This is a genomic window from Halovibrio variabilis, assembly GCF_007991175.1.
Lineage (GTDB): Bacteria > Pseudomonadota > Gammaproteobacteria > Pseudomonadales > Halomonadaceae > Vreelandella > Vreelandella variabilis.
Genome location: NZ_BJXV01000002.1, coordinates 306,017 through 330,223, shown reverse-complemented (window position 1 = coordinate 330,223; position 24,207 = coordinate 306,017). Strand labels below are relative to the sequence as shown.

Genomic DNA, 24,207 nt, shown 5'->3' with positions numbered 1-24,207 from the left:
CTAAAATAGATGCTAATAAAGCGATAGCTAATTCAGTAATAATTAATAAAACAACCACTACAACACTTAATACAACAAAGGTAGGCACACCATGAGCCGCTACCAAGCAATCTTCCAGCAGTCGGTTGAACATCCCGAAACCTTCTGGGCCGAACAGGCTCAGCGCATCCCCTGGTTCACGCCGCCCCGCACGATTCTCAGCTATGACGATCAACACCACGCGCGCTGGTTCAGCGATGGTGAAATGAACCTGTGTTACGCGGCATTGGATTATCACGTTGAACAGGGCCGCGGCGACCAGGCCGCTATTTTCTGGGACTCTCCTGCCACGCAGTCCAAGCAAACGATTAGCTACCTGCAAATGCGCGATCGAGTGGCTTATTTTGCGGGCGCGTTAGCGCAGCTAGGCGTGGAGAAGGGGGATAGGGTGATTATCTACATGCCGATGATCCCCGAAGCGCTGATCGCCATGTACGCCTGTGCCCGGTTAGGCGCCGTTCATTCGGTGGTGTTTGGCGGCTTTGCTCCCCACGAGCTCGCGGCGCGAATTGAAGACGCCCAACCCAAAGTGGTGGTGGCGGCCTCGTGCGGTGTCGAGTTGGATAAAGTGTTGCCGTATAAGCCGATGGTCGATCAAGCGGTGGAATTGAGCGCTCACAAGCCCGATGCCTGCGTGGTATACCAGCGCAATGCGCACCGTGCCGAGCTAGGAGCAAACGACCATGACTGGGCTGACCTAGTGGCGAAAGCGCCTTTCGCCGATTGCGTGCCGGTTAAAGCGACTGACCCGCTTTACGTGCTGTATACCTCCGGCACCACGGGCAAGCCCAAAGGCGTCGTGCGTGACACTGGCGGTTATGCGGTTGCGCTGGCCTATTCGATGGAAGCAATTTATGCCATGGCGCCAGGCGACGTGTTCTTTACCGCCTCGGATGTGGGCTGGGTGGTCGGGCACTCCTATATTGTCTATGCACCCTTGCTGGTTGGCTGCACCACGGTGGTTTATGAAGGTAAACCGGTAAAAACCCCCGATGCGGGAAGCTTCTGGCGCTTGATTGAAGAATACCGGGTGAAGAGTTTCTTCACCGCGCCCACGGCGTTCCGGGCGATTAAAAAAGAGGACCCCGACGCGTCGCTGCTAAGCAAATACGATATCAGCAGCCTGAAGCATCTTTACGTCGCCGGTGAGCGACTTGACCCGCCCACGTTCCACTGGCTGGATGACCTGCTGGACGTGCCGGTGATTGATCACTGGTGGCAAACCGAAACCGGCTGGCCGATTGCGGCGAATCTACCCGGCATCGAACCCATGCCCACCAAGGCCGGTTCGGCGACCTACCCAGTACCGGGGTTTAACGTACAGGTACTTAACCGTGACGGCGAGCAGGCTCAGCCGATGGAACAGGGCAGCGTCGTGATCAAGCAACCAATGCCACCGGGCTGTTTAGCCGGTGTGTGGCGCGACCCGCAGCGTTTTCACGCCGCCTATATGGCAGCGTTCCCCGGCTACTATTTAACCGGCGACGGTGGCTATTTTGATGACCAGGGTTATCTGTTCATCATGGGCCGCACCGATGACGTGATTAACGTCGCCGGCCACCGGCTATCGACCGGTGAAATGGAGGAGGTGGTTGGCGCGCATCCGGCGGTTGCCGAGTGTGCGGTGATTGGTATCCACGATAATCTCAAAGGCCAGTTGCCCCTTGGGCTGGTGATTCCCAAAGACGGCTTTGATGGCGATGAGGCCGCACTTGAAGCCGAGCTGATCGCCCGCGTCCGTGAATATATCGGAGCGATTGCGTGTTTCAAACAGGTGTTAGTGGTCGACCGCTTGCCTAAAACCCGCTCGGGGAAGATATTGCGCAAGCTACTGCGCAACATTGCCGACGGTAAGGAATTTGCGATTCCCTCGACCATTGACGACCCCACAAGCCTTGCGGATGTGCATGCGGCGATGCGCGAGCGCAGCGTCGGGGCGGCCGAAGACGCCACGCCGCTTGATTGATAAGCCACGCCGCCCAGCGCCAAGGGTGGTTTGGTGTGCCCGACTTTCATTAGTAAGCAGAAACCGTATAATGCTGCCCCCAAGCGGCATCCTACTCTAAACGCAGCATGCCGACGTTCATGAGGGTTCCCTAACCCCTCTTATCGATAAAAAAGGTCTATCTGCATGTTTGCACTCAGTGACGTTCAACGCCGCCGTTGCCTGCTGGTCATGGTGGCGTTTCACATCGGTATTATCGCCGCTAGTAACTACCTCGTTCAGTTGCCTTTTACCCTGCTGGGTTTTCATACCACCTGGGGGGCGTTTAGTTTTCCGTTTATTTTTTTGGCTACCGACCTGACCGTTCGCCTGTTTGGAAAGGGCCCCGCCCGCGCTATCATTCTGCGTGTCATGTTTCCTGCGCTCGTGGTGTCCTATGTTGTCTCGGTGGTCTTTCCCCGCGGCAGCTTTGCCGGGATCGAAGCGCTGGGTGAGTGGGACCTGTTCGTGGCGCGCATCGCCCTTGCCAGCTTTTTAGCCTATGTGATGGGTCAGCTGCTGGATGTTCAGGTATTTGACCGCTTACGCCAGTGGGCCTGGTGGGTGGCGCCGGTATGCTCAACGGTGCTGGGTAATCTGGCCGACACCTTTGCATTCTTCTCAGCGGCGTTCTATAACAGCCCCGACCCGTTTATGGCCACCCATTGGGTGGAAATTGCCGTCGTCGACTATGCGATTAAATTAGCCATCAGCCTGCTGTTTTTCTTGCCGTTGTATGGTTTGTTGCTTGCCTGGCTAACGCGCCGTTTGGTGGTGTGGACGGGGCAGCGAGACAGCGCACCACGGGCCGCTTAAACACGGCCCTATCATAACTGCCAAGGCTTAGGAGTTAGCATGACCGACGTTGCCACCGTTGCGCTTCATTGTATCGATATGCCCGCCGACGATGCCGCCGTGGATGAGATTCCGCTGGTCGTTATTCATGGCCTGCTGGGGAGTGCCGATAACTGGCGTTCGCATCTCAAAGTGTGGCAGCGTTCCCGTCGCGTCATAGCGCTGGACCTGCGCAATCATGGCCGCTCACCCCACGCCGAGGGCATGCGCTATGCAACGCTGGTGGACGATGTGCTGGCGCTGATGGATAAGCTTTCGATTAAACGCGCGCACGTGCTAGGGCACTCAATGGGCGGTAAAGTCGCTATTAGCCTGGCGCGCCTGGCGCCTGAGCGGGTGGCGTCCTTGATGGTTGCTGATATTGCCCCCGTGGCTTATCAGCATGGCCACGATGATGTGTTTGCCGCACTAGAGCGCGTGCGGGAAGGGCAGCCAAAAAATCGCCGTGAAGCCGATGAACTACTGGCCGAACACGTGGATTTCCGACCCACGCGGCTGTTTCTCGCCACTAACCTCGTCCGCAACGACGATAACGTTATGGCGTTGCGGGTGGGCTTGGATCAGATTCAACGCGGCTACGAGGCCATTATTGGTAAGCCGGACGGCGAACAACCTTTTGATGGCCCAACGCTGGTGTTGCGCGGTGGTGATTCGCCCTATGTGGCTGACGATATGCTGCCCGCGCTGCGCGAGATATTGCCGCGCGCCCGGGTGGTGACGCTCAAAAACGCCGGTCATTGGCTACACGCCGACCAGCCAGAAGCCTTCCAGCAGGCCGTGGACGCGTTTATTAACGCCCAATAATAGCCATCATGCTAGGCAGCTAAATGGCCTAGTAATGGCCTAGTTAAGCGGCATAACGGTTAACCCGTGTTGCTCAGGGTAACGCAAGAAACGATTCAAAATGCGATAGTCATCCATATCAAAGGTGGCGGGCGCGTGCGCCAGGGCCTGCGCTTCCGCTGCGCTGGCAGCGCTGCCTAAATAACACCACTGGCGGACGACGTGCCACGCGGGCGCCGTATTACCTAGTGGCTGTTCTTCGATGGCAATACTGCCCGGCCAAGGCCACACATTGACCTTCAACTGCGAGAGCGCCGCCTGCGCCCGTTGGGTGTGGGTGGCGATTGACTCCTGGCCATTGCATGCGCCACGGCACTTACCTACTTGATTGGCAAAGCAACGGCCTTTCCCTTTTTCAAGCCCCAGCACGCGCGGGCAGAGCCGCTGCTCTTCGGCAATCGTGCGTAGTGTATTCTTGGCCTCTCTGGCATTGCGAAACAACCCATACAGCCTGCCGGTTAGCGGTTGGTTCAGAGCGCTACCACTGAGCAGCTCAGGCTGGCTGGCCGCTTCTGGCCAATGCCAAGTGGTGAGTTTGCGCTGCTTACGCAGTTGCCGGTTCATAATCGGCATTAAGGTTTTGATCAGCTGCGCCTCGCGCAACTGCGCGCCGAGATCGCCTGCGGTGGCTTCCCATTCGATATGCTGCACCTGCTGGGCGAGGCGCATTTCTTTATCGTCTTGATGGTCGCGCTGAAAATGGCCCAGTACGCGGCTGCGTATATTGATGCTTTTGCCGACATACAGGGGTAGCCGGTTATGGCCATAAAACAGGTAAACCCCTGGGGAAGAGGGCAAGTCTTCCAGCTGACCGCTATCCAGGTGCGCAGGCAGCGCGCGGTGACGGCGCTCTTCGCTCAGCAGGGTCTGCCATGTCTGTTCACTGTGTGCTATCTGCCACGCTTGCCAGAGCGACCACAACGCATCGACATCATCCCCGGCGCGGTGGTGGCGGATAGACGTAATGCCGTAGCGGCTGAGGAGTGCTTTCAGGTTGTGCTGGCGTTCTTGAGGCGCTATCCGCCGCGACAGGCGCAGGGTGCATATTAATGAAGCACGGAAGTCTTGTCCGGCACGCTTAAACTCGTTGCGTAAAAAACTGTAATCAAAGCGCGCATTGTGGGCGACCAGACGCCCATCGCCAAGCCACTCACGCAGTGATTCAGCAATGTGTGCAAAGCGTGGCGCATTGCTCAGCATATCGTCGCGTATGCCGGTAAGCTGGCTGATTTGTGCCGGCACTTTGCATTCTGGGTAAATCAAGCTCGACCAGCGATCGACAAGCTGGCCGTTAACGACTTTCAGGGCAGCAATTTCAGTAATCCGGTCGCGGGTGGCCCGTGTACCGGTGGTTTCTACGTCGACAAAGATTAACGCTGTTTCGCTCATGGGGCGCCGTGGTGATAATCGAACATTATAACAAGTGGGGGTCTACCGCTAAACGTGGAACGGGGAGCGGGTCTTCAATCAGGCCAATTTTTAGCAAATAGGCTTCAAACGCGGCGTAGCGCCGGGTATCCAAGGCCGCAGGGCTAAGGGTCATTCGGCGCAATATATCCTCCCAAACGGTGGCGTTAATGGCATTGTCCACCACGGGATGCGCGGTTATTAACAGTTCCCAGGCGGCGTCAGGGTTTTCAATGATCCAGTGACTTGCCTCTTCAAGCGCCAGCGTGAAACGTGACCATGTGTCTGCCCGTTTGGCCAGCGTATCGCTATTGGCCAACACCACCAAGCCATCGTGGCGGGGAATATCCAACTCATCATAACGAATGAGGTGGGTGGTGATACCTTCGTTGGCCAGTTGGGGCGGCAGATAGTGATAAAAGCCGTCGGCAATAGCGTCAGCTTGCCCCTCCCTTAATGCTCTGGCGGGATCGAAGTGTAAATTTTCGGGCGGCGTGAAGTCATTGGTCTGCCGCACTGAACTTGGCAGCAAGCGGGGAATGGCCAAGTCACGCCCTTCAAGGGTGGTGAAACCATAGTGTAATCCCGCCAGGCTATTGTCCGATTCAGCCTGTTCCTCACCGGTAATAATCACCGCCGATAGCGACGTCTCGATAAGCGTCGCGATGCGTGCGATTGGTGCGCCCTGGTGGGCGTGTAGATGCAGCAGAGGCTGGCGCGTTAACGCCAAATCAACGTCTCCAGCGGATAATAATTTAATCGCAATGGAGGGGTCGGCCGGCGACTGAATCTCTACCTCAAGCCCCTGAGCGGCATACAAGCCACGTTCTTGAGCGATCACCAGAGCGGCATGTTGCGGGCTCAAGTACCAATCCAACATCAGGGTGACGTGCTTTAGTGGCGGTGGCTCCAGCGGCGCCGCCGGTGTTAGCGCCTTGGTGGGCACTGCATCGTCGTCTTCGCTTTCAACGGGGAGCCATAAAGTGTGAGGCACCTCAACGTCTGTTTGCAACCCAAGCGGCGCCGAGTCTTGAGCGCTTTGCTCTTCCTCTTCATTTGCGTAACTGGCTGAATTAAAAACTAATAATGTAATGATAAGACTGAGTAAAACAGGGTGCCAATAGCGTGATAAGCCGCGCAACATAGCCAGTAACTCCAAATGTTGTAGCAGCGAAGTGTAGCTGCCATGGAAAGCCTATGACCAGCCCTTTACCTATCGGCACGCATGGAGAAGACACAGTAAATTCAACGCTTACATGCAATAATAACGCTGTATTGATGTAGAGACGGAGAATCATGGACGCAATTTATACGTTCTTTTTGGTCGGCGGCTCCCTAATGACGCTGAGTATTCTGGCCAGCCGACTATCTTCAATGATGGGCGTACCGCTGCTGCTGATCTTTCTCGGGCTAGGCATGCTGGCAGGTGAAGAAGGCGTGCTGGGCGTTGAGTTTGACGACTACTCCATGGCGTTTGCGATCGGTCATCTCGCCCTTGCCATGATTTTGTTAGATGGCGGTTTGCGTACCCGTCTCAAAACCTTCCGGGTAGGTTTTAGGCCCGCGCTCTCCCTGGCGACCTTCGGGGTCTTTATCACCAGCGGCATCGTTGGCTTAATCGCCATGTGGATATTTGATCTCACCATCGTGCAGGGGTTGCTGGTCGGTGCCATTGTGGGCTCTACCGATGCGGCTGCGGTTTTCTCTATGCTCAGTGGCCGGGGTGTCAATCTCAACGAGCGGGTAGGGGCGACGCTGGAGATTGAGTCGGGCACCAACGACCCGATGGCGATTTTCCTGACACTGATGTTGGTCGAGTTATTGGTCGGCGATATCGGCGGCCCCGTTGAAACGCTGTTGTTTTTCATTTCGCAATTCGGTATTGGCTTGATCATTGGCATTGGGGGTGGCTGGCTAAGTGCCAAACTGCTGCGCTGGCTGGACCTGGCGCCGGGCCTTTACGCCATGCTGGCGCTAGCGCTGGGGTTCAGCGTGTTTGGTTTAACCAGCGTGCTGGGCGGTAGCGGTTTCTTGGCGATCTACCTGGCCGGTTTGATGATTGGTAATCAGCCCGGGCGCCACCTCAATTTTATTCTTCCCGTTCACGACGGTTTGGCCTGGCTAAGCCAAATCGGCCTGTTCCTGGTGCTGGGGTTACTGGTCACCCCCAGCGAGCTATGGGACGTGGCGCTGCCTGCCAGCTTAGTGGCGCTGGCGCTTATCTTTATCGCCCGCCCGTTGGCCGTGTTAATCACCATTAAGCCGTTTTTTAAATTCCGCTGGCGGGAAACCTTCTTTATTGCCTGGGTGGGGTTGAGAGGCGCGGTGCCCATCGTGTTGGCGATTTTTCCGGTAATCGGTGGGGTCGAAAATGCCTCGCTTTACTTTAATATCGCTTTTGCCGTGGTGCTGATGTCGCTACTGATTCAAGGCGGCTCGCTCACGCTGATGGCCCGGTGGTTGAGGGTAGAAGTGCCGGTCGGCACGGTGCCTAACCGACGTGGCCCGCTGGGCATACTCCCCGAAAACGATTTTGAACTGTTTGTATACGGCGTGGAGAACCAAGATTTAGAAGACGTGCCTATTCGCTTGCTACGTTTCCCGTCAGGGGCATTGATTTCCGCCCTGTTCCGCAATCACACCATGCTTCACCCCAAAGGCAGCACGCGCTTAAAGCTGGGCGACGTGATTTGCGTTATCGGCCGCTCAGAAGACTTGTATGCGCTTAACAGGCTGTTCAACGGCGACGCCAAGCTCAAGAAAGAGCGCGCCTTCTTCGGGACTTTTACCCTGGACGGCAGCGCGCAGATGCAAGATGTCGCCCAAGCCTATGGCCTAACCTTGAGCCCAGGCGAGCAGCACATGACGCTGGCGGAGTTTATTGCCCTACGCGTAGGCGGCCACCCCGTGGTAGGCGACGACGTCGACTGGCACGGTATTCATTGGGTCGTCAGCGATATGGAAGGGGGAAAAATTACCCGTGTTGGCCTGCGATTGTACTAAAGGCGTTGACTTCTAAGGAAATGCTGATATTATACGCACCCATAAGCCGGAGGGATGGCAGAGCGGTTGAATGCACCGGTCTTGAAAACCGGCGTAGGTGAATAACCTACCCAGGGTTCGAATCCCTGTCCCTCCGCCACATCAATACAAAAAAGCCCCTGATTCGTCAGGGGCTTTTTTGGTTTTAGGCTTTACGTTTCCTGCCAAGCAGACCTTCTATCAAATGCACCGGTCTTTCAGTGTGTCTAGATTGTGTCTGGGAATGTGCGAATATCACGGTTTTTAATCTTAGCCGCCGTCGATTGCTTAAGACTGGTAACCATTACCCACTATGAATTAATTCATACAGGTGAGTGATCGCTAAAACCAGTGTCTACCGTTGCAGGTAAGTGCCATTTATGCGGCTTTGATGTGTATGGTAGTGCTCATTTATTTTCACTGAATATGGGGAACCTCCGTGAACACGGAAAGTCACTCTCAGCTTGCTGCTTTTATCTGGTCGGTCGCGGATCTTCTGCGTGGCGATTTCAAGCAGTCCCAGTACGGCCGTATCATTCTACCCTTTACATTATTGCGCCGATTGGAGTGCGTGTTAGCGCCCACCAAGGTCGACGTGTTGAAAGCGGCTGAAATTCATCAGAACAAGCCAGAAGCCGTACGCGAGAAGCTACTGCTACGCGCCGCTGATCAACCTTTCTTCAATGCCTCGCCGCTAACCCTGGGCAGCCTCTCCGATACTCAGACCGCCGACGACCTGATGAGCTATGTGCAGTCGTTCAGCCAGAGCGCTCGTGAGATATTCGAGCACTTCGAGTTCGAGAGCTTTGTTCAGCAGCTCAGCACCAATGACTTGCTCTACAAGGTGGTGCAGCAGTTCGCCGCGATTGATCTGAGCCCGGCGCGGGTGAGTAACCACGGCATGGGCGGTATCTTTGAAGAGTTAATCCGCAAGTTTGCCGAAAGCTCCAACGAAACCGCCGGGGAGCACTTCACACCCCGTGATATTGTCCACCTGACGACCTCATTGGTGCTCACCGGTCAAGAGGCCAAACTCACACCCAACAGCATCGTGACCGTGTATGACCCGACAGCGGGTACTGGCGGGTTTCTTTCCGAAAGCGACGAGTACATTCAGCAGGTCAGCCAGAATGTCACCGTCTCGCTGCACGGGCAGGAACTCAACCCTGAGTCCTTCGCCATTTGTAAGGGCGATATGCTGGTCAAGGGGCAGGAGGTTGAGCAAATCAAACTGGGCAACACGCTCTCTGATGACCAACTGGCGGGCGAGCGTTTTGACTATATGCTCTCCAATCCGCCGTTTGGGGTGGAGTGGAAGAAGGTACAAAAGCAGGTCACCGACGAGCACAAGCATCGCGGTTACGACGGCCGCTTTGGCCCCGGCCTGCCGCGCGTCTCCGATGGCTCGCTGCTGTTTTTGATGCATTTGGTGGCCAAGATGCGTACGCGCCAAGAGGGTGGCTCGCGGATTGGTATCATCCTTAATGGCTCACCACTGTTTACCGGCGGCGCGGGCAGTGGGGAATCCGAAATTCGCCGCTATCTGTTGCAGCACGACATGGTGGAAGCCATCGTCGGCTTGCCCACAGATATGTTCTACAACACCGGCATCGCCACCTACGTATGGGTGCTCTCCAACAGCAAACCCGCCAACCGTAAAGGCAAGGTACAGCTGATCAACGCGACTAGCCGTGCCAGCAAGATGCGCAAGTCGCTGGGCAGCAAGCGCCAGTTCATCACCGACCGCGACATTGATGATGTCGTACGGCTCTACGGCGCCTTTGAAGAAAGCGACGAAAGCAAAATCTTCCCTATCGAAACCTTTGGCTACCGGCGCATTACCGTCGAGCGGCCGCTGCGGCTTAACTTTGAGGCGAGTGCAGAACGCCTTGCGAAGCTTGACGCTGAAAAATCTATCCAGAAGCTGGGTGATTATGAACAAGCGGCACTCAAGGCCGCCTGCGAGCAGCTAAGTGCAGAGCGCTACACTAACCGCAAAGTGTTCACCAAAGCGTTGAACACTGCGCTAAAAGCCGAAGGGCTGAAAGTTAGCGCGCCAGTGCAGAAGGCGATACTCAACGCGCTATCCGAACGTGACCCCGAGGCAGATGTTTGTCTGGATAAGCACGGCAACCCCGAACCAGACAGCGGCCTGCGTGATAACGAGAACGTGCCCTACGGGGAATCCGTGTTTGATTACTTCGACCGCGAAGTAAAACCCCATGTGCCAGATGCCTGGATTGACGAAGAAAAACGCGACGAACTGGATGGCCGCATCGGCATTGTCGGTTTCGAGATCCCGTTCAACCGCCACTTCTACCAGTTCACGCCGCCGCGCCCGCTGGAGGAAATTGACGCCGACCTCAAAGCCTGCACTGACAAAATCACTCAGATGATCGAAGGGCTGTCGGCATGAGCTACCCAATCTATCCAGAATATAAAGTCTCTGGCGTTGAATGGCTGGGGGAAGTGCCGACACATTGGATGCTTGGAAGCTTCAGACACTTGATTAAGTCGCTCAGCAATGGAACTACCGCTAACCAAGTCGATCAGGAAGAAAATTCGATAGCAGTTTCCAGAATAGAAACAATATCAAAGGGAAAGGTCGATTTCTCGAAAGTTGGCTATGTAAGACTTAATGAGCTCGATGAACGATTTCTGTTGAGGTCGGGAGATGTTCTTTTCTCACACATAAACTCTTTGCCGATGATAGGCAACGCGGCTGTTTACGAAGGCGACAAGCCTCTTCTCCATGGAATGAACTTACTACGGATACAGCCAGCAGCTTCCGTAGACAGCAGCTGGGTTTTGTACTGGCTAAAATCAAAAAATATTCGGCAAGAGGTCGAGTCCAGAGCGAAACCAGCCATAAATCAGGCCAGCATATCGACAGCTTCTGTGAAATCCTTGCCAGCTTTAATTCCACCGCAGGTTGAGCAGAGGAATATCACATCCTTCCTCGACCACGAAACCGCCCGCATTGACGCCCTGGTGGAAGAGCAACAACGCCTGATTGCGCTGCTCAAGGAGAAGCGTCAGGCCGTGATCTCCCATGCCGTTACCAAAGGGCTCGACCCCGATGTGCCGATGAAAGACTCCGGGGTGGAGTGGCTAGGGGAAGTGCCGGCGCATTGGACTGTCGGTCCACTTCGTTGGTATGCAACGATCCAAGGAGGCATCGCCAAAGGTAAGAGTTATAATGCTGAAACACCAACTGTAGAGCTCCCTTATCTTCGCGTAGCGAATGTTCAGGACGGTTACGTAGACCTATCAACGGTTAAAACAGTGGAAGTTGCTGTTTCTGAGGTAGGCCGCTATCGCCTTCAATCGGGAGATGTATTGATGAATGAAGGCGGAGATAACGACAAGCTTGGCCGTGGTACCGTTTGGAAGGGAGAGATTACTGATTGCCTTCACCAAAATCATGTTTTTGCCATTCGGCCGAATCAGTACTTGTTGCCTCGCTGGCTCTCCATGTTCACTCGCTCCAATGCAGCTCGCGCTTACTTTTATCTCTATTCCAAGCAAAGCACGAATTTGGCATCAATATCTTCAAGTAGCGTAATGTCTTGTCCATTGCCGCTCCCTCCAGTTGAGGAGCAACGGGAAGTGCTGGATTTCCTTGCTATTGAGGCTGTTCGTTTAGATGATCTGATGCAAGAGGGTATAAAAGCTATTAATTTACTCCAAGAACGCCGCTCTGCCCTGATCTCCGCCGCCGTTACCGGCAAGATTGATGTGCGAGGCTGGCAGCCGCCAGAGGATTCGGCGGTGGCTACTGAAGAGATCACTCAGATGGAGGTGGTATGACCCAACTTCCACCCGATACCCAGGAAATGCTCAATAGTCTTCGCACAGCTGTGGCCGAAACCTTAGAGCGCAAGCGCCGGTTGGGTCAGTATGCGGTGTTTTGGCAGGAGGGTAGGCCCGTTTTTGTCGGTGAGGATGCACCGCACAATCCCGACGAAACAGCCCCTGATGATGATCAGCAGGCCAAGACGCGCCATTGATTAATGCTGAGTATTCCAAGCAATGTGTATAGCCAACTCTCGAGTTGGCTCAAACGAATAGCACTAGCGGAGATGATATGACACAGGGACGCAGCATTCGGCTGTTTCTAGTGGATGGCACGCCTAATGGCTTGCTTACTGCCGAGATCATGAACTGGACAGGCCATGTGCTGACCGGCCCACGTACCAAACTGACAGAACTAGTGCAGCGCCCCGAGTGTGGCCGCACTGGCATCTATTTTTTGGTTGGCCCTGATATTGAAGGTAGTCTTCGCCCACAGGTTTATATCGGTGAAAGTGACGACGTTGGCACCCGCCTCAAGCAGCACAACCGCACGGAAGACAAAGGCGGCAAGGACTTTTGGGAAAAGGTCTGCTTAATCACTAGCAAGGATAAAAATATCACCAAAGCGCACGTTAAGTATTTGGAAAGCCTGCTAATTCAGTCCGCAGGTGAGCTTGGACGCTGCAAGCTGATCAATGGCACCTCACACGATTACGCCAATTTGCCCGAATCTGACCGCGCCGATATGGCGTTCTTTGTCGAGCAGATACGCACCGTGCTGCCGGTGTTGGGGCTAGATTTTTTGCGAGTGAGACCTGCTATTTCCCATCAGCCATCTGTGGCGTCAATGCCTGCTGCTAAGTCACCCAAATTTATCGCTGAAGTGCCTCGCCATGGTATTAAAGCCTTTGGTCAGGAAATTGATGGTGAATTTTATGTGCTCGAAGGATCGACGGCACGGGGTTCTTGGAACGGCGTTGAAGGTGGTTACCAGTCGTTATATCAACAACTTTGTGACGATCAGGTATTGGTGGACTGTGATAAAGGTTTGAAGCTTTTTGCCCGCGACTATGCGTTTACAAGCCCCAGTGCAGCCGCAGCGGTGTTTTGTGGCCGCAGCGCTAATGGCCGTCGTCACTGGAAGCTAGAAAGCACCGGCCAAACCTATGGCGCATGGCAGGATCAACAAGTAAGTGCTGCGGCAGCGACGCCGAATGAGGGCAGCTATGACTAAACCTCAACAGCACCGAGATGCCGAGATACAACAAGCCATTGATCATTATCTCCGAGCACGTCAGGCCATTCTAAAACTTGGACGAGAGGTGCCAGAGCGTATTGGCGGCAACGACAACATTATTGGTCGCATTGGTGAGTTTATCGGCCTTCGGTTTCTGGAAGCACTCGGCCAAGAACCTGCCATGATGGAGGGGAGTTCGAACCCCGGCTTTGATCTTGAAGAGAGCAATTTGCGAACCCAAGTTAAAGCAATTACCCATGAAAATAAGCGAGGTCGTAGCGTTCGCCTCACGCCGGGTTGGACACAGTTCGTATTGATGGAACTAGGCGAGCATTACACGCCCGAGCGGATTGGCTTGCTAACCTCGACCCAGCAAGAGATAGCATTAGCGGATAACTTTGCTAAAACGGTCACGCCCGTGGTTAGCCTGACGATGCTTGGCCCTAAAGGGCTCATAAGCCGCTATGGTCGCGTTTATAACCAAGATAAGCTTAGCGCTCTAATGGTTTGAAAAGCGTTTCTTCGTGCTTTGGCATGAATTTATTCACCCAAGGAGCGGGCCTGGGAAGGGGTAAGCCTCTAAGTTTATAGCTAGCGGCTCGTTTCGTTGAGCCGCCAGTTACAGCTTACAAAGCCTTGATTTCGATAACCCAGATACGGAAAGTGGCATCGGCCAAGGTTTCGTATTCCCGGTTGATAAATGGTTCGAGAGGATCACTATAAGATATTTTGTAGCTCACCCCCTCGATGCCATCTAATTCTTCGCTAAGCACCTGCTTTGCCTTCTTTAAGCGTGAGTCGCCCTTGGGACATTTTCGGGTCAGAACCAGATAGTTCGTTTCCAAACTTTTGTGGCCTGCGTGAAAGCACACTCGGGCTAAACGTTTTATGTCTGGGCGTAGAGATTCCAACTTGGCGCCACGTTTGAATTCGATTACATGGGCGGGACGTTCTCGCTTGTTGTTGTAAAGCACTAAGTCAAAACGGCCGTTAGATCGTATATCTGGGTCAGCACATAGTGACTCGGCCTCTTCGTGCCAGAGATGAGCGCTCTGGAAGGTTCGCTTGACCTGAGGCTCCAGACGATAGCCGAAATTGAGAAAATTATCCGCGAAGTAATCGGCTACGCGCATCGCCATATAATACTCCGGCATACGGTTCAACGATGTCCCGCATAGCTGCTGGGCGCTCTCATGGGCAAGTACTAATGCGTCTATAATGGCCTGGCGTCGGCTGTTAGGTGAGGATTTTATCAAGTGCTTGCGCCTTTGTGGTGGTTTTTAATAGCCATTTGAGTATATCGGCGAGGTCGAATATAACTTAAGCTATTAATTCAATGGTGATAGTAAACGAGGAAGCCAGTTGAAGGATCAAGCCAAGAGACAAGAGCAGCCAATCTCGTCGACGCAGCAGGCCTGCTTAGTTGCCTTTCACGATGCGGCATATACCCAGGCCGAACAAGAAGCTCAGAGCAGCATGTTTGAGATGGTAAGCCCGCTCGACCTACGAGAAGGTTATGATGCGATTATCATAATCGCTCAGAAAGCCTTGCTTGATGGGGGATGTCCGGAGGCTGAGCAAATAGCGGTATCGCTTTTAATGCTGCTGGAAGTGAAACAACTGAGCTTCGATCAATTAGCCAAAGCGTTTGGAGAAGATATCGCTAACGTTGTGGAAACTAGTCGAGCAATAGGCGAGCCAGGCAATGGCGAGGATTGGAATGCCTCGCTGGATAAGTTCGCCCGAATGCCGCCAAATTGCCAGACGCTCCGCATGGCGCTGCTGCTGGGCCTTGTCGAGCTTAGCTCCGAGTCGTGTTCTCCCCACGAGTTCTGGTACGAGGAAGCCCTTGCGCTACCCGATGCGCACCCGAGCCTGCGCCAGCAGGTCATCGCCCGGTTAGAAGAGACTTTAATTGGCTAACATCTAACCGCTGAGCGCCTGTCGCTCTTTGTGCCTAAAAAATTGTTACCCACTATGAAGCATGCAGCAATAGTTTCACGTCAGTTTGCGAAATATCAAAAAAATGAGCACGATAATTCCTGTTTGTTTTTCGGGTCCTAATAATAAGGGGAAACATGGAAGTGAGTGATATGCAGGCGTTGTTAGATAAAGCACGCCATCTAAAACAACCCGAACGAGAGCGGACTCTGTTTGATATAGGGGCGCGGGGTTATTTTGAAAACCCGACAACAGACTTGCTCGCTTTCTTTCTCGATCCTAGCGCTGAGCATGGCTTTGGCAGTGTCGTATTAAACGCTCTGTTGGACTGCCTCCCTGAGCCAGAGCAGCCGTCTTCGGATGACGGGTATCTAACACGTTCACCTATACGCGAATGGATGACCTCTGAACAGCAGCGCATTGATCTAGTGCTAGAGTCAGATCGTTGGGTGTTGGCCATTGAGAACAAGATATATCACGGGTTTCACAACGACTTCGACCACTATGGCAGTGACTTAAAGCTGCGTTTATCCGGCCAAAAAAGCCGTCGGGTGTTGCTTGCTGTGTTGTCGCCCGAAGGGCTTGCACCCAATGTCGATGAATGGCTGGGAATTGGCTACGCAGATTTTCTGAAACAGCTACGCGCAGCTATCGGTGCGCTCTATGAGCAACACGGCGAAAGTAAATGGCTGCTATTCCTACGCGAATTTGTCCTTCATTTCGAGAACCTGACGATGGCCGATACCTTAACGAATGAACAAGAGCAATATGTGCTGGAGCACCTAGGCGATATCGATGCGCTAACCAGGGCCAAGAACAGTGCTTTGCTCAATCTACGGCAGCGGCTTCAGGCGGGTATCAACGACTCACTCAGTGACATTGGCCAATCGATCAATGTTTGGCAGGAAAACTGGCCTGTCGGTCCGGCGCTACGCTTTGCACCCGAGGGATGGAAAGGTCACTCAAGTGTGGTCATATATCTTGAACTGGAAAAATCAAAGCAAGTGTGGGTTCAGACCTATATTGACAGGCGTAATGGCGACCTTGCCCAGTTAGCAGAAAAAGGTTTTGACTGTAACCAGTTCGATGATCATAAAGTCGGGAAGTGGCAGTACAACCTCTATCATGGCTTCCTGGAGATGAAGTGGGAAGCTATTGAGAAGGCCGTCGCCAACTACCTACGCGGGATCATTGCCATGGAGAAAGATTGGCAGCGCGAAGTAGCCATGGAGAGTGAAAATGGCCGATAGCAAGGAAGCCCAGTTCCAGCAAGACATCATCGACGCCATGGTTACCGGTGGTTGGAAAGTGGGCACTGCCAGCGGTTATGACCGCACCACAGCGCTCTATACCGAAGACTTGCTGAGTTATGTGAAAGAGGCTTGGCCCGAGCGTTGGGAGAAGTTCTGTAAGGCCAACCCGCAATCGTCTGAAACGGTATTTGTGCAGAAAGTGGTGCGCGAGCTGGAGCGGGCGGGCACTCTGGAAGTGCTACGCCACGGCTTTAAAGTGCCGGGGGTGTCGTTCGACCTGTGCAGCTTTAAGCCCGACCATGCCATGAACCCCGAAGCGCTTGCTCGCTACCGCGCCAATCGCTTGCGCGTGGTACCAGAAGTCTCCTATTCGCCCCATGCGCGTGTAAAAGGGAGCGGTGATCAAAGCTACAACCCGCGCTTAGATCTAGTGCTGTTCGTCAATGGCATTCCTACCGCCACATTAGAGCTGAAAAGCGAGTTTAAGCAGTCAGTAGAAAATGCCAAACGCCAGTACCGCAATGATCGTCCACTAAAAGACCCCATTACTCGCAAGGTAGAACCGCTGCTGGCGTTTAAGCGCGGCGCGCTGGTGCATTTTGCCGTCAGCCAAGCGGAAGTGGCGATGACTACAAAACTGACGGGTAAAGAGACGTTCTTTCTGCCGTTTAACCTGGGCACCGATGGCGGCGGTGCTGGTAACCCGCCACCAAACGATGACAACAGCTACGCCACAAGCTACTTATGGGAGCGTGTGCTTTTGCCGGATGCCTGGCTGAAGATTCTCGGACGCTTTTTGCACTTGGAACAGAAAACTACCGAAGACTTTCAGGGGCGGCGTAAAACACAAGAAACGCTGATTTTCCCGCGCTACCACCAATGGGAAGTGGTCAATCAGCTGATTGAAACCACCCAGGCCGAAGCCGCCGGGCAGCGCTACTTAGTTCAGCACAGCGCGGGCTCGGGTAAGTCCAACTCCATTGCCTGGCTGGCTCACCAACTCGCCAACCTGTATGACGAAAGCGGCCAACAGAAGCGATTCAACTCTGTCATTGTGGTTACCGACCGTACGGTGCTCGATAGCCAGCTGCAAAACACCATTTACCAGTTTGAGCACGCTCACGGCGTGGTGTGCCCCATTACCCGCGATGTCGGCAACCAGAGCAAGTCTGAACAGCTGGCTGAGGCGCTGGCGAGCAATACCCGCATCATCATCGTGACCATCCAGACCTTTCCTGCGCTGTTCGATGCGCTGGATAAGCGGCCAACACTTGCCGAAGGCCGCTATGCAGTGATTGCCGACGAAGCACACTCTTCGCAGGCGGGCGATTCTGCGCGCAAGCTCAAGGCGTTGTTAGCCGCCGCTGGCGAGGATGCAGAAGATGGCGAGGAAATCAGTGCCGAGGACATGCTGGATGCGGCTGTGTCCACTCGTGGCCCTAATGAGCGCATCAGCTACTACGCGTTTACCGCCACACCCAAAGCCAAAACGTTAGAACTTTTTGGCCGTGTGCCAGACCCAAGTTTGCCGCCAAGTGCGGACAACAAACCCGAGCCATTTCACCTCTACTCGATGCGTCAGGCTATCGAAGAAGGCTTTATTCTTGATGTGCTGCGTAACTACGTGACCTACAGCACCGCCTGGAAACTGGCCCATTTAGAAGATGAAGAGCAGGAGGTGGATGCCAAGAAGGCCTCCCGAACATTAGCCAAGTGGGTGCGCTTGCATCCTTACAACATTGCTCAACGCGTAGAGATAATTGTTGAACACTTCCGTGCCAATGTGCGCCATCTGCTGGACGGCCAAGCCAAGGCCATGGTGGTTACCGCCAGCCGCCAAGAGGCGGTGCGCTACCAGCTCGCTATGCGCCAATACGTTGAAGACAAAGGCTATAGCGACGTTCATCCCTTGGTGGCCTTTTCAGGCACCGTAGCGGCAGATGAAATAATTCCTGAAGAAGTTAGCGAAACCAGCAAGCTGCTTAACCCAGGAGTGCGTGGGCGTGATTTAGCGGCGGCGTTAGATACCGACGATTTCAACGTGATGATCGCCGCTAACAAGTACCAGACTGGCTTTGACCAGCCCAAGCTATGCGCCATGTACGTGGACAAGAAGCTGCAAGGCGTCGACTGTGTACAAACACTCTCACGGCTGAACCGCCTGTTTCCCGGCAAGCAGACGTTTATTCTCGATTTCTTCAATGAACCACGAGAGGTGTTGGAGGCGTTTGCGCCGTATTACCGCAAGGCAACCCTGGCTGACGTTTCTGATCCTCAGGTAGTGTATGACCTAAAGCGCACGCTGGATGCTAACGGCATTTACCACTGGCCCGAGGTAGAAGCGTTCGCTACTGCTTTCTTTGACCCCAAAGCGCCGGCCTCGCGCCTGAGTTACCATTGCCATCCCGCTCAAGAGCGCTTTAAGAAACGCTATGAAGTCACCGTCGAGCAACAGCAGACCTGGAAGGAAGCCCGGTACCAAGCGGAGCAGCAGGGCGACGATAAAGGCATAAAGCGTGCCGAGCAGGAACTGGAAGATGCCGGTAAAACCCGCGATGAGCTTGACCTGTATCGTAAAAACCTACAGAGCTTTGTGCGCACCTATGAATTTCTGAGCCAGATTATTCACTTCGATGATGCTGAATTAGAGCAACTGTGCGTTTACGCCAAGCACCTGTACCCCCTGCTACGTATCGACCGCTTATTAATTGGCGACCCTATCGATGTCAGTGAGCTTGAGCTGGACAGCTACCGGCTGACCAAACGCGCCGAACAGAAACTTTCGCTTGAAGAGGAGAGCGGCGATTACGGCCTGAAACCTATTTCAGATGTTGGTTCCGGAAAGCCCCATGATCCAGAGACCCAGCTCCTAAATGAGATTATTGAGCGTTTAAATGACCTCTACGGTGCAGATATCAGCGATGGCGATAAACTGCATTTTGCCAATGGCATTGCCGACCGCATTGAACGTGATGATGCTGTCATGGCCCAGATCACCCACCATGACGACACGCAAGTGATGCACGGGCTATTTCCCAAACGCGTGACCGATGCCGTGTTGGACGCGATGAACGACCATGAAAAACTGAGTATGCCGCTGCTGGAAAACGAAGAAACTGGCAGGCAGTTTGCGCTGCTGATTTTGAAACTGTTAGCGGGGCGTCAGGAGGGCACCTACCCCTAGTTGTGGCAAGTGTTTAGCGCGAAGGGTGCCAGTACTTAACACTGGCTATTTCACGCTTTTGGAAATACTAAGCATGCCAACGTGAACTTTCCGATCTGCTCCTCCATGCTGGCCCGATGGGTACCTACTACTGTGAGGATGAAGCGCTACGGATCTCACATTAACTGGTGACGACTCGGAACAATGGCGAGAATGAAAACACAACGCGAGGGAAGGCTATTGGTGCACAAAAAGACGGGGCGTAATGAGTAGGCCAGCATAGTTAATTTTTGGCGGTATAGTGAGTTTTTCACTCCCAATACGTTGCCCCAAGATAGCCCCGAGGGACGCCCAAAAGCCGATCTATAATTGTGCTTAAAACCAGTTTCTTCCCTGGGAGCGGCCATGCGCACCATATTCAAAAATGCCACCCGGCTCAACCCACCAACGCAACGCAATATGCCAGTCTATGCATCGCAGCCTATGGTTTTCTGGTCACTGAACGGCTCAGGTGTAGGGAACAAAAAAACTCACTGTTCCCGGCGTCAGCGTGCCAATAAAAGCCCCGAGCTCAAGGTCGGCCTACTGCTACTGGCCAAATACGGCTACCCGCCTGTTGATCGTGATGAGGTGTACAAGGAGATATTCGAGCAGGCAGAGAATTTCAAGACGCATCTGCCTGCATGATTCTTGCGAATAGCTCATTATTTTTTCCCGACAATAGACGAGCTGTATCAGGTTCTTAATCTGACGAGCGGAGTGTGGCAGCACCGATCCGGTGACGCCCAACCGAACGAATATGCAGACCGGTTTGCGCGCTTCACCAATGGCTGCCAAGCTTTTAGTGTCATAAATGAACCTGGGAGGCATGATGGACACGCAACGTTTTGGCAACACCGATATTCAGGTCACACCGGTTGGCCTCGGCACCTGGGCCATCGGGGGCTGGATGTGGGGCGGCACCGACGAATCGGAATCCATTGATACCATCCATGCGGCCATCGACAAGGGGGTCGGTCTGATTGACACGGCTCCTGCCTATGGCTTCGGTCGGTCCGAGGAGATCATTGGCAAGGCCTTGTCGGGCGGCAGACGGCAGAAGGTTGCGCTCGCCACCAAGGCCGCTCTGAACTGGAACGAGGATGAGGATCTCTGGCGCGATGCCACAGCGCCTCGTATCGAGCGGGAGATTGAGGACTCACTGATACGCCTCAAGACCGACACCATTGATATCTACCAGATCCACTGGCCTGATCCGGAAACACCCATGGAGGAGACGGCACGGGTCATGGAAAAGCTGTACCAGTCTGGCAAGATTCGTGCGATCGGCGTCTCCAACTTCAGCCCGGAGCAGATGGATGCGTTTCGTGAGGTTGCTCCTCTCCACAGCCTGCAACCTCCCTACAACCTGTTCGAGCGGGAGATTGAAAAGGACATTCTGCCCTATTGCCGAAAGCACGAACTTGCCACCATCACCTACGGTGGCCTCTGCCGGGGGCTTTTGACCGGCAAGATGCGTGAAGACACCGAGTTTACTGGCGATGACCTGCGCAAGATCGATCCCAAGTTCCAGGGCGAACGCTATCGGCAGTATCTGGATGCAGTGGCGGAGCTGGATCAATTTGCCAAGGAACGCTACCAGAAGAGTGTATTGGCATTGGCGCTGCGCTGGCTGATTGATCAAAAGGATGTCACCACGGCGCTCTGGGGCGCACGCAATCCGGGTCAGCTTGACCCGATCAGCGAGATCGAGGGCTGGTCACTGGACGCGGAGGCGTTCAAAGCCATTGATGAGATACTCGAGCGTTGCATCAAAGACCCGGTAGGGCCCGAGTTCATGGCGCCGCCTACACGCAAAGAGATTTAATCACAGGTAAGCCCCTCTGCCGGTGCTGGTTTATCGCCAGATCATTGACATCAGCGATGCAGAGAAGCGAGCCGATACATTCAAAGCAATGATTGCAGTTAATGTGGTCAAGCACATTTTTGACTGGAAGGTTTATCGCTTCCATGACACTAGCGGCAGCTCACCTATGAAGAGGGCGGGGGGATCTGTTAGATAATGACGCGCTTGCGTGAGCAGGGTGAAAGCCTAGCGGCTTTTGTTGGACGCTCAGGCGGAAGCCATGACAGTCAACCAGGCGACATAAAAATATCGCACGACGTTCGCGATTTCTGCCGTGGTTATGGTGTCTGCCACCATCGAAATATTCCAACTATGGGCAATGTGGGATCGTGCCTTTATCTGGGACGAAGGCGTTAGGCAGATGGTGCGGGTCGAAGGGGGAAATATTCAGTAACGGCTACCGCTATGCTAACCGGCTCATTGATGTGCCTATGTTGCTGACACAGTTTTTGGTGGTGCTGCAGTTATTGCTTTAATTCAGGATGTTTAGGAAATCGGCGTCGATTTAGTTGTCTGAGATTGCAGAAGTGTCATGATTTTTTCGGCGCTGACAGGTCGGCTTAACAAATAACCCTGAACAAATGGGCACTCCATTTCTCTTAAACGCTGTAGCTGGGGCAGGGTCTCGACGCCCTCGGCGATGATATCGACATTCAAAGCACGACCCAAAGACAAGATACTTCTGACGATAGCGTCGCTGCGATGGTAGGTCATCATTCTGGACACAAATGACTGGTCGATTTTGATGGCGTCAGTTGGGTAGCGATCAATGTAGCCGAGTGCGCTGTACCCGGTACCAAAATCATCCAATGCTATACGGACACCGAGCTCTCGAATGCTCTCCAACACTCGCGCTGTTGCATCCGGCTGGTGAAGGAAAACGGATTCAGTGATTTCAACCTGGAGATCATGGGCGTCGATACCCGTCTGAGCAAGAATATCTTTTATCTGGTTCGCATACCCTGGTCGATTAAGCTCTACACCCGACACATTCACGTTCAGATGCAATTCCAGCTCGGGAAACTCAGCCTTCCAACGTTGCAGTTCAGCACATCCCTCCTGCATGACCCAGCTACCTAGTTCGTGTATGACCCCGATATCTTCAGCGACAGTGATGAAGCGGTCTGGAGATACTTGGCCGAGCACTGGATGAAGCCATCTCACTAACGCTTCTGCACCGCATATCTCATCGGTAAGGAGGCTGTAAATTGGCTGATAGACAACAGAAAATTCATTATTCGCCACGGCCTGCTTGAGAGCATTCTGCATCACCAACGCGTCGATAGCTGCTTCACGCATTGATACATCGAATAAAGCCCATCGCCCTCGACCCTGTTTTTTGGCGACATACATTGCAATGTCTGCATCTCGGAGCAGATCTTCTGGCGAGGTATGCGTAACATCAGCGGTCACGATACCTATGCTGCAAGAAGTAAAAATGTTATGTCCGTCAATGTCAACCGGCAAACTTAATTGACTGACAATGCGCTGAGCAAGCTCGACTGCTAAGGGCGATTGATTCTCATCAGCAAGCAGGATAGCAAACTCATCTCCGCCGACCCTGGCTAATACATCGTCTTCTCTAATACAATTTTCGAGTCGGCGTGAGACCACTTCAAGAAGTATGTCGCCTGCCTGATGACCCAAGCTGTCATTTACAAATTTGAATCTATCAAGATCCAGGAAAAGTACCGTGGCGGCAGGTATCTGCTTGTGACCATTATTATTAAAGACATCCGCCAAAAGTGCCATCAGGTATGCCCGGTTATACAACGACGTTAATTCATCGTGGTAAGCTGCATAGGACAGCGCTTCTTCAATGCGTTTGCGCTCCTCTAAACGACTTTCCAATGCAACCTTTTCTTCTCGATCCGCCAGAGCCTGTATGGCTAAATACTCAGACTTCTTACGCTCACTGATATCCCGCTGCACGGACACCCAATGTGTGAACCAGCCTTTCTCGTTAGCCACGGGGACAATGCTTAGCTCAACCCAAAATTTGCTGCCGTCACGACGGGTATTGATGAGCTCGACTTCTATTGGTTGCCAGCTTGAAAGCGCTTTTCGGATGAGATCCAGGGTTGCACGGCTAGTGTCATCACATTGAAGAATCCGCGGCGTCTGCCCGATGACCTCGGATAACGTGTAGCCCGTCGTGCTTAAGAAAGCCGGATTGCAATAAACGATCCTTGGTCCCGGCTCGTCAATGGGCTCTGCCTCTGTGATCAGGATCGCGTCTTTCGCATTCACTACCACTGACTCCAACAAGCGAAGGCGCTCCATGAGCGGTTTTTGTTTCGGGAGGAATAACCCCGCTTGTAATTGGAGGACTTGACCAATAAGCGCCGCATGAGTCTGCAAGGCATACGCTTGGGCAGTACTTAAGCGCTGTTGTGGCAAAGGACTGCTGACAAATAATACGCCGATTATTTTCTCTTCTTCACACCATATCGCTATGCCCACAACAAATTGATGGCCAAGGCTGCGTAGCTGGTGAAAATAAACAGGAAGCGTCTGGCCTAATGCATCATTGATGATGGTTGGTTGCCTATTCGTCAGGCTTAATTTCAGCCACTTTTCCGTTGAGTCATCAAAAAGAAGTGGGGGTTGTTCTCCATAACTGGCTAACAGGTTCCAGTTAGTCTCTGTACCGCCTACCAGGAATCCGTTTGGGCAGTCTGCCGAGTAAGCGGCCGCCTTGACTAACAAATTCAAAGCATTTTGATGAGATTCGTTGAGAATAAAATCCATTTCGATTGCCTG

The 24,207-nt window shown here is 53.5% G+C and carries 18 protein-coding genes and 1 tRNA gene; 15 read left to right on the top strand and 4 right to left on the bottom strand.

Features of this window, described 5'->3' with window-relative positions:
• Positions 1–91 precede the first annotated feature (91 nt).
• From HVA01_RS03475 to HVA01_RS03465, 3 genes are all read left to right on the top strand, one after another.
• On the top strand, positions 92–2,005 hold the full coding sequence (locus tag HVA01_RS03475; protein ID WP_146873132.1) for a propionyl-CoA synthetase: 1,914 nt from the start codon (positions 92–94) through the stop codon (positions 2,003–2,005).
• A 165-nt stretch (positions 2,006–2,170) separates the two neighbouring features.
• Positions 2,171–2,839: a 7-cyano-7-deazaguanine/7-aminomethyl-7-deazaguanine transporter gene (locus HVA01_RS03470; RefSeq protein ID WP_146873131.1), complete on the top strand. Its 669-nt coding sequence runs from the start codon at positions 2,171–2,173 to the stop codon at positions 2,837–2,839.
• 39 nt (positions 2,840–2,878) lie between these two features.
• Positions 2,879–3,682 carry an alpha/beta fold hydrolase gene (locus tag HVA01_RS03465; RefSeq protein ID WP_146873130.1) on the top strand — a complete coding sequence of 268 codons (804 nt, stop codon included), beginning with the start codon at positions 2,879–2,881 and terminating at the stop codon, positions 3,680–3,682.
• Between the two features lie 39 nt (positions 3,683–3,721).
• Here the strand turns inward: HVA01_RS03465 and HVA01_RS03460 are convergent, their stop codons facing one another.
• On the bottom strand, positions 3,722–5,110 hold the full coding sequence (locus HVA01_RS03460; protein ID WP_146873129.1) for a 3'-5' exonuclease family protein: 1,389 nt from the start codon (positions 5,108–5,110) through the stop codon (positions 3,722–3,724).
• 25 nt (positions 5,111–5,135) lie between these two features.
• A complete protein-coding gene (locus HVA01_RS03455; protein ID WP_246129426.1) occupies positions 5,136–6,122 on the bottom strand; it encodes an ABC transporter substrate-binding protein in 987 nt (328 codons plus the stop codon).
• A gap of 302 nt (positions 6,123–6,424) precedes the next feature.
• Here HVA01_RS03455 and HVA01_RS03450 point away from each other — a divergent pair, with 302 nt between their 5' ends.
• From HVA01_RS03450 to HVA01_RS03420, 7 genes are all read left to right on the top strand, one after another.
• The gene (locus HVA01_RS03450) at positions 6,425–8,131 is read left to right on the top strand and encodes a potassium/proton antiporter (protein ID WP_146873127.1); all 1,707 of its coding nucleotides are present in this window, start codon (positions 6,425–6,427) and stop codon (positions 8,129–8,131) included.
• 48 nt (positions 8,132–8,179) lie between these two features.
• Positions 8,180–8,270: transfer RNA gene (locus HVA01_RS03445), tRNA-Ser, on the top strand.
• Positions 8,271–8,588: 318 nt separating this feature from the next.
• Positions 8,589–10,565, top strand: a complete 1,977-nt coding sequence (locus HVA01_RS03440; protein ID WP_146873126.1) for a type I restriction-modification system subunit M — start codon at positions 8,589–8,591, stop codon at positions 10,563–10,565.
• Positions 10,562–11,959 (top strand): restriction endonuclease subunit S, encoded by a 1,398-nt coding sequence (locus HVA01_RS03435; RefSeq protein WP_146873125.1) that lies wholly within the window; start codon positions 10,562–10,564, stop codon positions 11,957–11,959. Before HVA01_RS03440 ends, HVA01_RS03435 begins: the two co-directional genes overlap by 4 nt.
• On the top strand, positions 11,956–12,159 hold the full coding sequence (locus HVA01_RS03430; protein ID WP_146873124.1) for a hypothetical protein: 204 nt from the start codon (positions 11,956–11,958) through the stop codon (positions 12,157–12,159). The genes HVA01_RS03435 and HVA01_RS03430 overlap by 4 nt, the downstream gene beginning before the upstream one ends.
• Before the next feature lie 77 nt (positions 12,160–12,236).
• Positions 12,237–13,178: a GIY-YIG nuclease family protein gene (locus HVA01_RS03425; RefSeq protein ID WP_146873123.1), complete on the top strand. Its 942-nt coding sequence runs from the start codon at positions 12,237–12,239 to the stop codon at positions 13,176–13,178.
• The gene (locus HVA01_RS03420; protein WP_146873122.1) at positions 13,171–13,692 is read left to right on the top strand and encodes a hypothetical protein; all 522 of its coding nucleotides are present in this window, start codon (positions 13,171–13,173) and stop codon (positions 13,690–13,692) included. The genes HVA01_RS03425 and HVA01_RS03420 overlap by 8 nt, the downstream gene beginning before the upstream one ends.
• A gap of 115 nt (positions 13,693–13,807) precedes the next feature.
• On the opposite strand, the gene HVA01_RS03415 is transcribed toward HVA01_RS03420, so the two are convergent.
• The gene (locus HVA01_RS03415; RefSeq protein WP_146873121.1) at positions 13,808–14,320 is read right to left on the bottom strand and encodes a hypothetical protein; all 513 of its coding nucleotides are present in this window, start codon (positions 14,318–14,320) and stop codon (positions 13,808–13,810) included.
• Between the two features lie 223 nt (positions 14,321–14,543).
• Here HVA01_RS03415 and HVA01_RS03410 point away from each other — a divergent pair, with 223 nt between their 5' ends.
• The 5 genes from HVA01_RS03410 (at position 14,544) to HVA01_RS03390 (ending at position 21,405) form a co-directional block, all read left to right on the top strand.
• Complete coding sequence (locus HVA01_RS03410) at positions 14,544–15,104, top strand: hypothetical protein (protein ID WP_146873120.1); 561 nt, start codon at positions 14,544–14,546, stop codon at positions 15,102–15,104.
• 155 nt (positions 15,105–15,259) lie between these two features.
• Positions 15,260–16,372 carry a PD-(D/E)XK nuclease family protein gene (locus tag HVA01_RS03405; protein WP_146873119.1) on the top strand — a complete coding sequence of 371 codons (1,113 nt, stop codon included), beginning with the start codon at positions 15,260–15,262 and terminating at the stop codon, positions 16,370–16,372.
• Complete coding sequence (locus HVA01_RS03400) at positions 16,362–19,559, top strand: type I restriction endonuclease subunit R (RefSeq protein WP_146873118.1); 3,198 nt, start codon at positions 16,362–16,364, stop codon at positions 19,557–19,559. The genes HVA01_RS03405 and HVA01_RS03400 overlap by 11 nt, the downstream gene beginning before the upstream one ends.
• Before the next feature lie 384 nt (positions 19,560–19,943).
• Entirely contained in the window at positions 19,944–20,225 is a 282-nt protein-coding gene (locus HVA01_RS17920; protein ID WP_218031530.1) for a type I restriction enzyme endonuclease domain-containing protein, read from the top strand.
• A gap of 184 nt (positions 20,226–20,409) precedes the next feature.
• A complete protein-coding gene (locus HVA01_RS03390) occupies positions 20,410–21,405 on the top strand; it encodes an aldo/keto reductase (RefSeq protein ID WP_146873117.1) in 996 nt (331 codons plus the stop codon).
• Positions 21,406–21,930: 525 nt separating this feature from the next.
• On the opposite strand, the gene HVA01_RS03385 is transcribed toward HVA01_RS03390, so the two are convergent.
• Positions 21,931–24,195 (bottom strand): sensor domain-containing protein, encoded by a 2,265-nt coding sequence (locus HVA01_RS03385; protein ID WP_146873116.1) that lies wholly within the window; start codon positions 24,193–24,195, stop codon positions 21,931–21,933.
• Positions 24,196–24,207: the final 12 nt, after the last annotated feature.